General features: G+C 67.5%; 12 protein-coding genes. 11 read left to right on the top strand and 1 reads right to left on the bottom strand.

Going from position 1 to position 15,525, the window contains the following annotated elements:
- Positions 1–9 precede the first annotated feature (9 nt).
- From ACFWU5_RS01480 to smc, 5 genes are all read left to right on the top strand, one after another.
- Positions 10–660: a hypothetical protein gene (locus ACFWU5_RS01480; protein ID WP_379265764.1), complete on the top strand. Its 651-nt coding sequence runs from the start codon at positions 10–12 to the stop codon at positions 658–660.
- On the top strand, positions 660–1,823 hold the full coding sequence (locus ACFWU5_RS01475) for a glutathionylspermidine synthase family protein (protein WP_379265763.1): 1,164 nt from the start codon (positions 660–662) through the stop codon (positions 1,821–1,823). The genes ACFWU5_RS01480 and ACFWU5_RS01475 overlap by 1 nt, the downstream gene beginning before the upstream one ends.
- 37 nt (positions 1,824–1,860) lie before the next feature.
- Positions 1,861–2,316, top strand: coding sequence for a DUF350 domain-containing protein (locus tag ACFWU5_RS01470; protein ID WP_379240676.1), 456 nt, complete (start codon positions 1,861–1,863; stop codon positions 2,314–2,316).
- Between the two features lie 86 nt (positions 2,317–2,402).
- Positions 2,403–2,897, top strand: coding sequence for a DUF1707 domain-containing protein (locus tag ACFWU5_RS01465; RefSeq protein WP_379265762.1), 495 nt, complete (start codon positions 2,403–2,405; stop codon positions 2,895–2,897).
- A gap of 96 nt (positions 2,898–2,993) precedes the next feature.
- Complete coding sequence (smc, locus tag ACFWU5_RS01460) at positions 2,994–6,614, top strand: chromosome segregation protein SMC (protein ID WP_379265761.1); 3,621 nt, start codon at positions 2,994–2,996, stop codon at positions 6,612–6,614.
- A 43-nt stretch (positions 6,615–6,657) separates the two neighbouring features.
- Here smc and ACFWU5_RS01455 read toward each other — a convergent pair whose 3' ends face one another.
- Positions 6,658–7,047 carry a DUF2237 family protein gene (locus tag ACFWU5_RS01455; RefSeq protein WP_379240679.1) on the bottom strand — a complete coding sequence of 130 codons (390 nt, stop codon included), beginning with the start codon at positions 7,045–7,047 and terminating at the stop codon, positions 6,658–6,660.
- A 154-nt stretch (positions 7,048–7,201) separates the two neighbouring features.
- Between ACFWU5_RS01455 and ftsY the strand changes: the two genes are divergently transcribed.
- From ftsY to ffh, 6 genes are all read left to right on the top strand, one after another.
- Complete coding sequence (gene ftsY, locus ACFWU5_RS01450; RefSeq protein ID WP_379265760.1) at positions 7,202–8,809, top strand: signal recognition particle-docking protein FtsY; 1,608 nt, start codon at positions 7,202–7,204, stop codon at positions 8,807–8,809.
- A gap of 313 nt (positions 8,810–9,122) precedes the next feature.
- The gene (locus ACFWU5_RS01445; RefSeq protein ID WP_379265759.1) at positions 9,123–10,487 is read left to right on the top strand and encodes an ammonium transporter; all 1,365 of its coding nucleotides are present in this window, start codon (positions 9,123–9,125) and stop codon (positions 10,485–10,487) included.
- A 5-nt stretch (positions 10,488–10,492) separates the two neighbouring features.
- Positions 10,493–10,831 (top strand): P-II family nitrogen regulator, encoded by a 339-nt coding sequence (locus tag ACFWU5_RS01440; protein WP_110036141.1) that lies wholly within the window; start codon positions 10,493–10,495, stop codon positions 10,829–10,831.
- A gap of 102 nt (positions 10,832–10,933) precedes the next feature.
- Positions 10,934–13,345, top strand: coding sequence for a [protein-PII] uridylyltransferase (locus ACFWU5_RS01435; protein ID WP_379265758.1), 2,412 nt, complete (start codon positions 10,934–10,936; stop codon positions 13,343–13,345).
- Positions 13,346–13,477: 132 nt separating this feature from the next.
- On the top strand, positions 13,478–13,792 hold the full coding sequence (locus ACFWU5_RS01430; RefSeq protein WP_379240683.1) for a hypothetical protein: 315 nt from the start codon (positions 13,478–13,480) through the stop codon (positions 13,790–13,792).
- 55 nt (positions 13,793–13,847) lie between these two features.
- Positions 13,848–15,413 carry a signal recognition particle protein gene (gene ffh / locus ACFWU5_RS01425; RefSeq protein WP_379240684.1) on the top strand — a complete coding sequence of 522 codons (1,566 nt, stop codon included), beginning with the start codon at positions 13,848–13,850 and terminating at the stop codon, positions 15,411–15,413.
- Positions 15,414–15,525: the final 112 nt, after the last annotated feature.

The following is a 15,525-nucleotide window of genomic DNA, read 5'->3' as shown; positions in this document are numbered from 1 at the left end:
ACGGCAGCGGTGAGCACACAGAACCCTGGCCCACCCGATCAGCCGGATTCCGGTGGCACGCCGCCCGTTTTCGGTTCGGGCGGACATCCCGTCGGCGAACCGCGCCCCGGTCGAATGGCCCGCCAGGAACCCGGCGTCACCCAGCCGCGCCCGCCCACCGTCGGTGAGGCGCGTGCCAGGGACAAGGCCCGCAAGCAGGCCGAAGAGGCGCAGCGTGCGGCGGCCGCGGCGGCGGAGGAGAAGAAGCGCAACCGCAAGCGCGTGATGATCGGCGGCGTCGCCATCGTCGGTGTCGCCGCGCTGGTCGGCGGCGGTTACCTCGCCTACCGGGCGATCACCGCACCCGATCAGGTCACGGCCTCGTGCGTGCAGATCGACGAGAACGGCCAGGAAGTCGTTGTCCCCGACGACAAATGCGGCGAAGGACAGGCCAACTTCCGCAGTGAAGGCTCCTCCTCCGGCGGCCACGGCGGCGGACTGCTGATCCTGGGCTGGCCGCAGTACCGCTACCACTACGGCGGCACACCGACCATCGGCAAACCGCCCACCGGTGGCACGTCGGTGAAACCACGCAACGCCGAGATCAAGACCAAGACCGGCACCACCGTGCAACGCGGCGGCCTCGGCAGCAAGTCCACCGGCGGGAGTAGTGGTTCCTGATGCGACGGGTACAGAGCACGCCACGCGCGGACTGGCAGCAGATCGTCGAGAAGCAGGGTCTTGTCTACGGCGCGCCGGGACGTGACGCCAGCGGTCAGCCGCGTCCGTACTGGGACGAGTCGGTGCACTACGAGTTCTCCATGGACGAGATCCTGGCGCTGGAAGCGGATGTCGAACTGCTGCAGTCGATGTGCCTGCACGCGGTCGAACACGTGGTGCTCACCGAACGTTTCGCGGATTTCGGTCTGCCGGAATGGACTTGGGGCCCGATCGCCGAATCTTGGCGTCGCAGTGACCCTTACGTGTACGGCCGGTTCGACCTGCGCTACGACGCGCGTCGCCCGGCCAAGCTGCTGGAATACAACGCCGACACCCCCACCTCGCTGCTCGAGGCCGCGATCATCCAGTGGCACTGGCTGCAGCAGGTGTATCACGGTGGCGACCAATGGAATTCGCTGCACGAGAAGCTGGTCGAACGCTGGACCGAACTGCGCGGCGTGCTGCCCGGCACCGAACTGCACTTCACCTGGTCCGGTGCCGACGCCACCGGCGAGGACAACGTCACCACCGCCTACATGCAGGAAACCGCGGCCGAGGCCGGCTTCGACACCGTCGCGTTGCCGATCGAGGAAGTCGGGTACGACACCGAACTGAACCGGTTCGTGGATCTGGCCGAGGCGCCGATCGAGGCGATGTTCAAGCTGTACCCGTGGGAGTGGATCCTCGACGACGACTTCGGCAAACGCGTGGTCGGCAGCCTGCCCGCCACCGCCTGGATCGAACCGCTGTGGACCACCATCCTGAGCAACAAGGCGATCCTGGCCATCCTGTGGGAGATGTACCCCGGCCACCCGAACCTGCTGCCCGCCTACCTCGACAACCCGCACGAGCTCACCGAATACATCCGCAAACCCAAGCTCGGCCGCGAGGGCGCCAACATGACCATCGTCGGCCCGGGCATGGAAACCGCGACCGGCGGTGTCTACGGCGCGGAAGGGTTCGTCTACCAATTGCTGGACCCGCTACCGGAATTCGACGGGATGCGCCCGGTGCTGGGGGCCTGGGTCGTGGGTGACACCGCGGCCGGACTCGGCATCCGCGAAACCGCCGGGCTGATCACCGATGACGGCGCCGCGTTCGTCCCGCACCGCATCGTCGACTGACTTTCCTCCCACAACAACATTGTTCGAAAGGACCACGATGACCGCCCTCGCCCTCGAATCGGGTTATTGGAGTGCGCTGGGTGAAGGCGTCGGCGCCATCATCCTGTACTGCCTCATCGGCCTGGTGCTGATGCTGATCGGCTTCTTCGCCATCGACCTGACCACCCCCGGCAAGCTGCGCGACCTGGTGATCGCGGGCAAGCCCAACGCGATCATCGTGTCCGCCGCGGGCATGATCAGCATGGCGTTCATCGTGGTGTTCGCGGTGCTGGCCACCGGCGGGGTGAACAAGCTGTCCGAAGGGCTGATCGCGGCGATCGTGTACGGGCTGGTCGGCATCATCGCGCAGGTGATCTCGGTGCGGGTGATCGAGAAGGTCACCGGTATCGACATCGGGCGCACGTTGCACGCCGACGCGTACACGCCCGAGGTGCTGCTGGTCGCCGCCGCGCACTTCGCGCTGGGTCTCGTGGTGGCCTTCGCCATTCTCTGATCGATGCGTGCGGTTGACATCGCACTGTGGAGGGTGGACGCTGGAAGTCAGCACTCCATCGTGGATGTGACCGAGAGGACATCGGCATGGAAATCACCCCGGGTACGCGCGCGTCCGACGCCGAACGCAACGCGATCGTCGCCCAGTTGGGCACGCACCTGGCCGACGGCCGACTCGACCTCGGTGAATACGACCTGCGCGTAGCCAAGGTCTACGCCACCACGACGCGCGACCAGCTCGACGTGGTCCTGGCCGACCTACCGCCGTTGACGAAACCGCAGACCGCCGCCGCTGTCGAACGCAAACCCGGCCCGCGATTCCCGGTGTGGCAGCGGATCGAAGCGGGCAGTTGGCTCGGGGTGAGCGTGATCGTGCTGGTCATCTGGGGTCTGGTCTCGCTGACCGCGGGGGAGCTCACCTACTTCTGGCCGATGTGGGTGATCGGGCCGTGGGGCGCGGTGCTGTTGTTCCGGGTGCTCACCGGGTGGGAAGCGGCTCCTGGCACCGAGACGCACATCAAGCGGATGATCAAGGATTCCAAGCACATCAACCCGCACGCGAAACCGCACGACCCGCACTGACTCCGCGCCTGCGGCAAGCGCCACGCACCTAGGTCCGACCCGAGTCTCGGGGAGGCGGGTTAGCATGGTTGCTCGCGCGCGGGAAGGGTCTTGGAAGTGCATCTGAAGAGCTTGACGTTGAAGGGGTTCAAGTCCTTCGCGTCTGCGACGACCTTGCGCTTCGAACCGGGCATTACCTGCGTTGTCGGTCCGAATGGGTCCGGTAAGTCCAATGTCGTGGACGCGCTGTCGTGGGTGATGGGCGAGCAGGGTGCCAAGGCGTTGCGGGGTGGGAAGATGCAGGACGTCATCTTCGCCGGAACCGTCGGGCGGGCACCGTTGGGACGCGCCGAAGTCACCCTGACCATCGACAACTCCGATGGTGCGCTGCCGATCGACTACGCCGAGGTATCGATCACCCGGCGCATGTTCCGTGACGGTGCGGGCGAGTACGAGATCAACGGCAGTACGTGCCGGTTGATGGATGTGCAGGAACTGCTGTCGGACTCCGGTATCGGGCGTGAGATGCACGTCATCGTGGGTCAGGGGCGGCTGTCGGCGATTCTGGAATCGCGCCCCGAGGATCGGCGCGCGTTCGTCGAAGAGGCCGCGGGTGTGCTCAAACACCGCAGGCGCAAGGAGAAGGCGGTTCGCAAGCTCGACGCGATGCAGGCCAATCTCGCGCGACTCACCGACCTCACCACCGAACTGCGCCGTCAGCTCAAGCCTTTGAGCCGTCAGGCGGAAGTGGCCAGGCGCGCGCAGACCGTGCAGGCCGACCTGCGTGACGCGCGACTGCGGTTGGCCGCCGACGACCTGGTCACCCGCCGTGGCGAACTCGAATCGCAGCTCAGCAAAGAGGCATACGCCCGCGAGCAGCAGATCAACGTGCAGACCGAGCTCGATGCCGCCAATGCCGCACTCGCGCAACAGGAATTCCAGCTCTCGCGGCTGAATCCGTCCGCGGAAGCCGCGGCGCAGACGTGGTTCCAGCTGTCGGCGCTGGCCGAACGGGTCAATGCCACCATCCGGATCGCCAGCGATCGGGCCAGGCACCTGCACAGCGAAGTTCCGGTCGGCACCGGGCGCGACCCCGAGCAGCTCGAAGCCGAGGCCGAGCGGATCGAGGCCGAAGAGGCCGAGTTGCGGTACGCGGTCGACATGGCCACCGAGACGCTGGAAGCCGCGCGCGAAGCGCTGGCCGAGCGTGAACACGCCGCCAAGGCCGCCGAGCAGGCGCATCTGGCGGCCGTGCGGGCCATCGCCGACCGGCGTGAGGGCTTGGCCCGGTTGTCCGGTCAGGTCGACAACCTGCGCACGCGCGGGCAATCGGTGGACGCCGAGATCGCGCGACTGTCGGTGGCCATCGCCGACGCGCGGCACCGTGGCGAGAGCGCGCAGGTCGAATACGACTCGGTGCAGGACGAACTGGGCGAGCTCGACGCGGGGGAGAAGGGCCTGGACGCCCAGCACGAACATGCCGTTGCCGCACAGGAACTCGCGGACGAGCGGGTGCGGGAACTGCGCGAACTCGACCGTGAGGCCAGCAAGCTGGTCGCGCGGCTAGGAGCCCGGATCGAAGCGCTCGGCATGAACTTGGCGCGGAAGGACGGCGCGGCCTGGTTGCTCGAACACGGGGTGAGCGGGCTCGGTGGGCGGTTGTCCGGGCAGTTGCGCGTGCAGTCGGGGTTCGAGGCCGCCGTCGCCGCCCTGCTCGGACCCCTCGCTGACGCGATCACCGCCGATACCGCGACTGCCGCCGATGCCGCCGTGCGCGAACTGCGCAGCGGCGATGGTGGGCGGGTGGCGTTCGTGTTCGCCACCGACGGGAAGATCGCGAGCGAGCGGGGAACGTTGCCTGCCGGCGCGCAGTGGCTTTTCGACGTGCTCGATGGCGACGATCAGGTGAAACCTGCTGTGGCAGCACTGACTTCGGGTGTGGTGGTCGTCGATGACCTCGCTACCGCTACCGAACTCGTTGCCCTGCGGCCGGAACTGCGAGTGGTCACCCGTGATGGTGATCTGGCCGGTGCCGGGTGGGTTGTCGGTGGTTCGGAGCGGATGCCAAGCCAGCTCGAGGTGCAGGCCGATATCGACACCGCCACAGCGGAATTGGCGGCCGCGCAACGGCGGGCCGAGGAGCTGGAAGCGGCCTTGGCCGGAGCGCTGGCCGAACAGACCGATCGCAAAGACGCCGCCGATCACGCGTTGATGGCGCTGCACGAATCCGATCAGGCCCTGCTGGCCATCTACGACCGGCTCGCGCGCGTGGGGCAGGCCGCCCGTGCGGCGCAGACCGAAGGGGAGCGGCTGGCCACCCAACGCGCGGAAGCCGAAGCCGCGCGGGAGAAGTCGCTGGCCTCGCTCGCCGAACTCGAGGACCGGCTGCGGCACGCCGAGATCGAACATGACGGCAGCGACGACAGTTTCGGCGCCGCCAGCACCGAGACCGCGGCCTATGCGCGAGAAGAGGCCGCCGCCGCGCTCGCTGAGGCTCGGACCATGGAGGTCGAGGCTCGACTGTCCGTGCGCACGTCCGAGGAACGCGCGGAATCTGTTCGCGGCAAAGCGGATTCGTTGCGTCGTGCCGCTCGTGGTGAGCGGGAGGCCAGGGCTCGTGCGGAACGTGCGCAGGCCGCTCGGCGTCAAGCCGCCGCTGTTGCCGCCGCAGTCGCCGAGTCAGGCACCAAGATCAAGCACGAACTCGAACAGGTCGTGGCCACCGCAGCCGCCCGTCGGGACGAATTGGTCAGGCGCCGTGGGGAATGCGCGGCCGCGCTGGAACAGGTGAAGGAACGCGCACGCGCGCTGAACACCCAGCTGGCCCAGCTCACCGACGCCGTGCACCGCGACGAAGTCGCCAAAGCCCAAGCGGCCCTTCGTATCGAACAGCTCGAGACCACCATCTCCGAACAGTTCGGCATCGCACTGGGTGATCTCGTGGCCGAATACGGGCCCGACGTGCCGCTGCCGCCCTCGGCGCTGGAAATGCACGAGTACGAGGAAGCCAAGGAGCGCGGCGAACAGGTCAGCGCACCCCAGCCCATGCCGTACGACCGACCCACCCAGGAACGTCGGGCCAAACGCGCCGAAAAGGACCTCACCACCCTGGGCAAGGTCAATCCCCTTGCGCTGGAAGAGTTCGCGGCCCTGGAAGAGCGCTACACCTTCCTCGCCACCCAACTCGAAGACGTCAAGAACGCCCGCAAAGACCTCCTCGACGTGGTCGCCGAAGTCGACGCCCGCATCCTGCAGGTGTTCACCGAGGCCTACGCCGACGTGGAACGCGAATTCGTCGGGGTGTTCGGAAAACTGTTCCCCGGCGGCGAAGGCAAACTGGTGCTGACCGACCCGTCCGACATGCTCACCACCGGCATCGAGGTCGAAGCCCGCCCACCCGGCAAGAAGGTCAAACGCCTGTCCCTGCTGTCCGGCGGCGAAAAGTCCCTCACCGCAGTCGCTCTGCTCGTGGCCATCTTCCGCGCCCGCCCCTCCCCGTTCTACGTCATGGACGAGGTCGAAGCAGCCCTGGACGACACCAACCTGCGCCGCCTCATCGGCCTGTTCGAACAGCTGCGCGAGAAAAGCCAGCTGATCGTCATCACCCACCAGAAGCCCACGATGGAAATCGCCGACGCCCTCTACGGCGTGAGCATGCGCGGCGACGGCATCACCCAGGTCATCTCCCAACGCCTGAACCGGGCCCAGACCACCGACCCCGACCCGGTGCCGGCCTGAGTGCTGCCTCCGATCCCGACCCGGTGGCAGCCTCGGCCTGAGCTCAGAGCAAGTCGGACACGTCGTCAGGGACGTCGACGGCGTATTTGCGCAGGATGTCCATCGAGATGACCTCGAGGGCGTTCTCGTGGGTGGCAGCCATCACTACGGGGGCCGCTACGCCGTCCTCGTGGGCGTGCAGCCAGCGCACGGCTACCACGCACCAGCGGTCGCCCGGTTGCAGGCCGGGGAAGTTGTTCTCCGGGCGGGGGGTGCTCAGGTCGTTGCCGATGCTGGCCTGATGCTCCAGGAATTCCGCCGTCACGACGGTGCACACGGTGTGGCTGCCGAGATCCTCCGGACCGGTGCTGCAGCAGCCGTCCCGGTAGAAGCCCGTGAGAGGATCGAGGCCGCACTCATCCAGCGGCCCCCCAAGCACGTTTCGATCGGTCACTCCGCCGATCCTATGGGTCAAGCGCCAGAAGTTCCGCAGGACAACGAATCTGTAGTAATTCGCCACGCCGCGACCCGCCCGAAATACGTGTGCCCGACCCGCCGCGCAGACGCCGCCGACGTGCGGCAACTAGTCGCCCGAATAGACTCGCCGGGTGAGTTCGCAAGCGTGGATCCTGATCGCCGCGATCGCCGCCGTCCTGTTGGTGGCGCTCGTCGCGGGTTTCGTCCTGTACAAGCGGCGCCAGATTTCGCTGGCCCCGCCCGAGCCGGACAAGGAGTTGACGGACCGATCCGGTGGTTACGCCGCGTCGGGTGGGTTCAACTTCAGCCAGGGCGGGTCGACGGCAACTTTGCCGCGACCCGAACCCGTCCCCGAGCGCCCTGAGATAGAGCGCACCGACACCGAGGGACAACCGCACGTCGGTGACGACGCCGCCGTACCCCGCGACGCACCGCGCCGTGGCATCACCGACGTTCCGCTGCCCGAGGGCGATATCGCGGTCGAGGAGACCGTGGTGGTCCCCGACGACGCGTCCACCCTCGACACCGTCGCCCCGGCCGAACCGGACACCGACACCGCGCCCGCTGAGACGCCCACGACTGCGCCCGCCGACACCCCGCCGACCAAGGCCGTGCCCGCCGACACCGCGCCTACGAAGGTCGCGCCCGCTGACACCGCGCCGACCACGGCTGCACCTGCCGAAGCACCCACGAAGGCTGCTCCGACCGCCCCCGCACCCAGCGAACCGCTGACCAAGGCCCCCGCAGCACCCGTCACACCCGAAACCCCGGCCGAAGTCGACGCCGTCACCACCGCGATCGACGAGATCGACCCCACCTCCGGCCGCCTCGAACGCCTGCGCGGCCGCCTGTCCCGCTCCCAGAACGCCGTCGGCAAGAGCCTGCTCGGCCTGCTCGGCGGCGGCGACCTGGACGAGGACTCGTGGGAGGAGATCGAGGACACCCTCGTGCTGGCCGACATCGGCACCGCCAGCACCGCGGCCATCGTCGAACGCCTGCGCGAGGAACTGGCCACCCGCACCGTGCGCACCCCGGAGCAGGCTCGCGCGGTCCTGCGCAGCGTGTTGGTCGAGGCCCTTCGCCCCGATCTGGACCGTTCCATCCGTGCCCTCCCGCACGCCGACCACCCGGCGATCCTGCTGGTCGTGGGCGTGAACGGTACCGGCAAGACCACCACCTCCGGCAAGCTCGCCCGCGTGCTCGTGGCCGACGGCCGCCGCGTGCTGCTCGGCGCGGCCGACACCTTCCGCGCCGCCGCCGCCGACCAGCTGCAGACCTGGGGTGAGCGCGTGGGCGCCGACACCATCCGCGGCAAGGAAGCCGCCGACCCGGCCGCCGTCGCCTTCGACGCGGTCGCCGCGGGCATCGACCGTGGTGTCGATGTGGTCCTCATCGACACCGCCGGCCGCCTGCACACCAAAACCGGCCTGATGGACGAGCTGGGCAAGGTGAAACGGGTCGTGGAGAAGAAGGCCGCGGTCGACGAGGTTCTCTTGGTCCTGGACGCCACCGTCGGCCAGAACGGTCTGATGCAGGCGCGCGTGTTCGCCGACGTCGTCGACATCACCGGTGTGGTGCTGACCAAACTCGACGGCACCGCCAAGGGCGGCATCGTGTTCCAGGTCCAGCACGAGCTCGGGGTACCGGTGAAACTGGTCGGTCTGGGCGAGGGTGCCGACGATCTGGCACCCTTCGAGCCCGGCGCGTTCGTCGACGCCCTGCTCGGTGGCACTTCGTAGCATTTCCGCCGATGCCCGTCCGATCCAGCGATCGGGCGGGCATCGCTGGTTTTCGGGGCTGACATCAGTGTTTCCGACCAGATCACCGAAGGCGAATCGCCGTGCGAACTCGCGGCGAATCGCACTTGCGTACCAACCTCACCGTGAGCTGACAGGCTATGGCCGAGAACGTGAAACGTGGTCGCAACACAACACCGCCATCCGTTCACTCAGGTGAAACACCACAGCTCAACGGATGAAACACCGAGTGGCGACCCTTCTGTACAGGTCCTTTTGCCGTAATCGGCGAGGCCCGAGATGAGGAGGAAGCAAGGTGGCATTTCCACTGATCGGTACACCGGATACCGGTGACACCGCTTGGATGCTGGCGTCGGCAGCGCTCGTGCTGTTGATGACGCCGGGTTTGGCGTTCTTCTACGGCGGCATGGTCCGCGGCAAGAACGTGCTGAACATGATCATGATGAGCATCTCCGCGATGGGCTTGGTCACCATCCTGTGGTGTCTATACGGCTTCTCGATGACCTTCGGCGAGGACAAGGGCAACCTGATCGGTGACCCGCTCCAGTACTTCGGCCTGAAGAGCATCTTCGGTGGCACCGCCGCCGATTCGCCGGGCATCCCGCTGTTCACCGCGACCCCGGAGGACCCGACGGCCCCGATCACCGCGGGTATCCCGCTGACGGTGTTCGTCGCCTTCCAGCTCATGTTCGCGATCATCACGGTCGCACTCATCTCGGGCGCGGTCGCCGACCGCTTGAAGTTCGGCTCGTGGCTCGTATTTGCCGGAATCTGGGCCACCGTCGTCTACTTCCCCGTCGCGCACTGGGTGTTCGCCTTCGACGGCTACACCGCTGAGCAGGGCGGCTGGATCGCCAACAACCTCAAGGCGATCGACTTCGCCGGTGGTACCGCGGTCCACATCAACGCCGGTGCAGCGGGTCTGGTGCTGTGCCTGATCCTGGGCAACCGCAAGGGCTGGCCGAAGACCCCGTTCCGTCCGCACAACCTGCCGTTCGTGATGCTCGGCGCCGGTCTGCTGTGGTTCGGCTGGTACGGCTTCAACGCCGGTTCGGCGCTGGGTGCCAACGGCATCGCCGGTGCCACCTTCCTCACCACCACGATCGCCACCGCGGCCGCGATGATGGCCTGGCTGCTCGTGGAGAAGATCCGCGACGGTCACCCGACCTCGCTCGGTGCCGCCTCGGGCATCGTCGCCGGTCTGGTCGCGATCACCCCGGCGTGTTCCTCGGTGAACGTGGTCGGTGCCCTGGCCATCGGCGTGGTCGCCGGTGCGCTGTGCGCCCTGGCCGTGGGCCTGAAGTTCCGCTTCGGCTTCGATGATTCGCTCGACGTCGTCGGCGTGCACCTCGTCGGTGGCCTGGTCGGCACCCTGATGGTCGGTCTGGTCGCTACCAGCGAAGCCCCCGCGGGCGTCACCGGCTTGTTCTACGGTGGTGGAGTCGAGCAGTTGAAGCTGCAGGCTGTCGGCGCCTTCGCCGTTCTCGCCTACTCGCTGGTCGCAACGGCCATCATCGCGTACGCGATCAAGTTCACGATCGGCCTGCGCGCCAGCGAAGAGTCCGAGGCCGCGGGCCTCGACGAGGCCGAGCACGCGGAAACCGCTTACGATTTCGCTGCTGTGGGTGGCACGGCACGCTCGCTCGTCAAGGAGGCATGACGAACATGAAACTGGTTACGGCAATCGTCAAACCGTTCACGCTCGAAGATGTGAAGACCGGGCTGGAACAGGCTGGCGTGCTCGGCATGACCGTCAGCGAAGTCCAGGGTTACGGCCGGCAGAAGGGCCACACCGAGGTGTACCGCGGTGCTGAGTACTCGGTGGATTTCGTGCCCAAGGTTCGGGTCGAGGTCGTCGTGGACGATGCGTCGGTCGAGAAGGTCGTCGAGGTGATCGTCGAGGCCTCGCGTACCGGCAAGATCGGTGACGGCAAGGTGTGGGTGACCCCGGTGGACACCATCATCCGCGTCCGGACCGGCGAACGCGGAAGCGACGCACTGTAATTCGGTAGTCGACGCACAACAAACTATCGAGTGGCGGCCCCGCTCCCACCGGTGAAATCCGGTCGGGGCGGGGCCGCCCGCATGAAATGGGTGGTGTGGGTAGTGGGACAGCGCAACGGCGGAATTCAGCACAACGGGGCGGCGGATCTGGTCAAGGCCAGGGCGCAACTGCTCGACGCGGGTCTGGACGCGGAGACCCTGCGCGGGGCCCTGGTCGATCTGTTCGAACTGTGGCTCACCAGCAAGGGCAACGAACTGGGCATCACCGCCGACAGCGGCCTGTCGGTCGTGGCGGTGGGCGGCCTGGGCCGTCACGAGATGCTGCCGTACTCCGATCTGGACCTGGTCCTGCTGCACGACGACGTCGACCCCAAGGTGGTGTCCGAAGTCGCCGACCAGCTGTGGTATCCCCTGTGGGACGCCCACATCAAACTCGACCACAGCGTGCGCACGGTTCCGCAGGCGTTGCGGGTGGCCGCCGACGACATGATCGCCGGGCTCGGGCTGTTGGAAGCCCGCCACATCGTCGGCGATCAGGATCTGAGCAATCTGCTCATCGGTGGGGTGCGCCGGGAATGGCGCACCGGCATCCGCGGCCGCTTCGACGATCTCATCGCCGCGGCCACCGCCCGCTGGCAGCGCAGCGGCGAAATCGCCCACCGGGCCGAACCCGACCTGAAGAACGGGCGCGGCGGCCTGCGCGACATCCAACTGCTCGACGCGCTGTCGATCGCCCAATTGACCGACGCCATGCCGGGATTGGGCCCCGAATCGCCCGGCGGCGGTCTGAAACTGGCCCACCGCAGACTCCTGGACGTGCGCACCGAACTGCATCGCGTCGCCGGTCGAGCCCGCGACCAACTGCGCGCGCAAGACGCCGACGAGATCGGCGCGGCGCTGCGCATCGGCGACCGCTTCGATCTCGCACGGACACTGACTGATTCAGCGCGTACGGTGAGCTATTCGTGCGACGTCGGTCTGCGCACGGCCGCCAACGCGCTCCCGCGACGCGGCCTGGCCAGACTGCGCCGCATGCCGGTGCGCCGACCACTCGATGAGGGGGTGGTCGAGCACTCCGGCGAGGTCGTATTGGCCAGAGACGCACGCCCGCAACGTGATCCGGGCCTGATCCTGCGGGTGGCCGCGGCGTCGGCGCAGACCGGACTGCCCATGTCGGCGACCACACTGAACCGCCTGTCCGAAGACGCGCCCGAACTGCGCGAGCCCTGGCCCAAGGACGCGCTCAACGACCTGCTCGTGCTGTTGGGCGCGGGCCGCGGCAGCATCGACGCGGTCGAGGCACTGGACCGAACGGGCTTGTGGGGCAGGCTGTTTCCCGAATGGGGTGCCGTGCGCGACCTGCCCCCGCGCGACGCGGTCCACACCTGGACCGTGGATCGGCACCTGATGGAAACCGTCGCCTACGCCAGCGGTTTGAGCACCAGGGTCGCCCGACCGGACCTGCTCATCCTCGGCGCGCTGCTGCACGACATCGGCAAGGGCAGGCAAGGCGACCACAGCGTCGTCGGCGCGGAACTTGCCACCCATATCGGGCGACGGCTGGGCCTGTGGCCCTCGGACGTGCGCACGCTCAGCGCGATCGTGCGCCACCACCTGCTGCTGCCCGACACCGCGACCCGCCGCGACCTCGACGACCCGGCCACCGTCGCGCACGTCACCGACGCGCTCGGCGGCGATGTCGGCCTGCTCGAACTACTGCACGCGCTGGCCGAAGCCGACTCGATGGCCACCGGGCCCGGCGTGTGGGGTGACTGGAAGGCGTCGCTGATCGGCGAACTGGTGCGGCGGTGTCGGCTGGTCATGGCCGGCGAACCGCTGCCGGAACCGGAACCGATCGCGCCGGACCTGCTCGACAAGGCCCGTGCCGGTGGTGTGCACGTGAGCCTCGCGCCCGGCGACAGCAAGCACACCTTCGTGGTGACAGTGATCGCCCCCGACGAGCCGGGCCTGCTGTCCGACGCCGCCGGTGTGCTGGCACTGCACTCGTTGCGCGTGCTGTCGGCGTCGCTGGGTGGCGCGGGGGAGTCCGCGATCAACACGTTCATCGTGATGCCGAAATTCGGCGACCCGCCCGACGCCGGACTGCTGCGCCAGGAACTGATCCGCGCCGGAACCGGTGCGCTCAACCTGTCCGACGTGCTCGCCAAGCGCGAAGCCGAAGCGATAGGAATCGGACAGGGACGGTACGCGCGCGCCCAGCCACGGCTGATCTGGTCACCGACCAGCACACCCGGACAGGTCGTTCTCGAGCTGCGCGCCGACGATCGAATCGGTTTGCTGAGCAGGCTGGCCGGTGCCTTCGCCGCCACCGGCGCCAACGTTCGATGGGCCAGAGTCGTGACGATGGGCTCGGCCGTGGTCGACGCGTTCTGCCTGGATCTGGGCGACGCCGACAGCCCTGTACTGCGCGAACGCATCGAAAAGGCCGTCCTGGGCGTGGTTCCCAAGCCCGCGCCCGCACCACCACCGACCGAAACCCCCGCCGGTGACTGACACCACTAGGACACGGTTTAACCACTGATTGCTATCAGGTTGCTACACACCGTCGGCGCGGCCCGATAAGTCGAGATGTGACCTATAGCATTTTCCTGGTCCGGCTGTCGCTCGTACGAGGGGAGCTGATCTGTGGCTATCGAAGTCGTTTCCGCATCAATGATGACCAGCGACGCGACCGCGCACATCGCGCGGTGCGTCGGTGGTGACCTGTGGGTGGTCTCCTGGTTGCCGGGTCGCACCCTCAGTGGTGCGCAAGCGCTGGCCGCGATGACCATCGCCTCGACCACCGCCCACCACGCCGACAGCGCCGACTCCGAATGGCTTCGGATCGAAGCGCTGTCGCGCGAACTGGGACTGACCGGCAGAGAAGCGGTGTACCTGGTGAACATCGAATCGCACGAGTTGCGTCGCACCGCGCCCCCGCACGTGCAGCACACCGAATAACCTCCACTACCCTGGGAGGGAATTATCTGACCCTTTCAGATCAGGAGCGCGATCGGTGTTCGAATCCCTGTCCGACCGGCTTACCGGTGCACTGTCAGATCTGCGCGGTAAGGGGCGTCTGTCACCGGCCGACATCGACGCCACCGCGCGTGAGATCCGCCTCGCACTCCTCGAAGCCGACGTCGCGCTGCCCGTGGTGCGCGGTTTCATCGCCAACGTCAAAGAACGTGCCAAGGGCGCGGAGGTCTCCGGCGCGCTCAACCCCGCGCAGCAGGTCGTCAAGATCGTCAACGAGGAACTCGTCGCGATCCTGGGCGGTGAGACCCGTCGACTGAACCTGGCCAAGAACCCGCCGACAGTGATCATGCTGGCCGGTCTGCAGGGTGCTGGTAAGACCACCCTCGCGGGCAAGCTGGCCAAATGGCTCAAGGGTCAGGGACATCAGCCGTTGCTGGTGGCCTGTGACCTGCAGCGTCCCGGCGCTGTCACCCAGCTGCAGGTCGTCGGTGAACGCGCGGGCGTGCCCGTGTTCGCCCCGCACGGCGGCACCTCCATCGGTGGCGGCGAGAACCCTCTCGGTATCACCGCCGCCGACCCGGTCGCAGTGGCCGCCGCCGGTATCGAAGAAGCCAAGGCCAAGCAGTACGACGTGGTCATCGTCGACACCGCGGGCCGCCTCGGCATCGACGCCGAACTCATGCGCCAGGCTTCGGGCATCCGCGACGCTGTGCAGCCCGACGAGACACTGTTCGTGCTCGACGCCATGATCGGCCAGGACGCGGTCAGCACCGCCGAAGCCTTCCGCGACGGCGTCGGCTTCACCGGCGTCGTGCTCACCAAACTCGACGGTGACGCCCGCGGTGGCGCGGCGCTGTCGGTGCGTCAGGTCACCGGCGCGCCGATCATGTTCGCCTCCACCGGTGAGAAGCTCGAAGACTTCGACGTCTTCCACCCCGACCGGATGGCCTCGCGCATCCTGGGCATGGGCGACGTGCTCACGCTCATCGAACAGGCCGAACAGGTCTACGACGCCGAACAGGCCGAAGAGACCGCGCGCAAGATCGGCAGCGGCGAACTCACCCTCGAGGACTTCCTCGACCAGATGCTGGCCATCCGCAAGATGGGCCCCATCGGCAACCTGCTCGGCATGCTGCCCGGCGCGGGCCAGATGAAAGAAGCGCTGTCGCAGATCGACGACAAGTCCCTCGATCGCGTGCAGGCGATCATCCGCGGCATGACCCGCGCCGAACGCGACAACCCCAAGATCATCAACGCCTCCCGTCGACTGCGCATCGCCAACGGCTCCGGCGTGCAGGTCTCCGAGGTCAACCAGCTCGTCGACCGATTCTTCGAAGCCAAGAAGATGATGGCGATGATGGGTCGACAGATGGGGATGCCCGGCGCGCGCCGCGGCAACAACAAAAAGGGCGGCAAGAAGGGCAAGAAGGGTGGGCGCGGACCCACGCCGCCGAAGATGCGCGGCGGATTCCCCGGAATGCCCGCCGGAATGCCGGGACTGCCGCCGGGCATGGACCTGTCGCAGATGCCGCCCGGTCTCGACCAGCTGCCGCCGGGGCTGGAAGGCATCGACCTCTCCCAGCTGAAGTTCCCCAAGAACTGAATCTTCACCAGTGAAAAGCCGTGGGGGGGGGTGTTAATACGTAACCCACCCCAGCGATTATTTGGGGGCGGCACCCCCCGTTAGCGTGTGCCGGGTCGCGCACTCGCGCACG

The sequence above is a fragment of the Nocardia sp. NPDC058640 genome (assembly GCF_042716995.1).
GTDB lineage: Bacteria > Actinomycetota > Actinomycetes > Mycobacteriales > Mycobacteriaceae > Nocardia.
This window is presented reverse-complemented; position numbering and strand designations above follow the sequence as displayed.

Excerpts from the sequence above, each read along its gene's own strand:
- ACFWU5_RS01440 (WP_110036141.1), top strand. The coding sequence starts at position 10,493 with ATGAAACTGGTTACGGCAATCGTCAAACCGTTCACGCTCGAAGATGTG.
- ACFWU5_RS01475 (WP_379265763.1), top strand. The coding sequence starts at position 660 with ATGCGACGGGTACAGAGCACGCCACGCGCGGACTGGCAGCAGATCGTC.
- ACFWU5_RS01465 (WP_379265762.1), top strand. The coding sequence starts at position 2,403 with ATGGAAATCACCCCGGGTACGCGCGCGTCCGACGCCGAACGCAACGCG.
- ACFWU5_RS01470 (WP_379240676.1), top strand. The coding sequence starts at position 1,861 with ATGACCGCCCTCGCCCTCGAATCGGGTTATTGGAGTGCGCTGGGTGAA.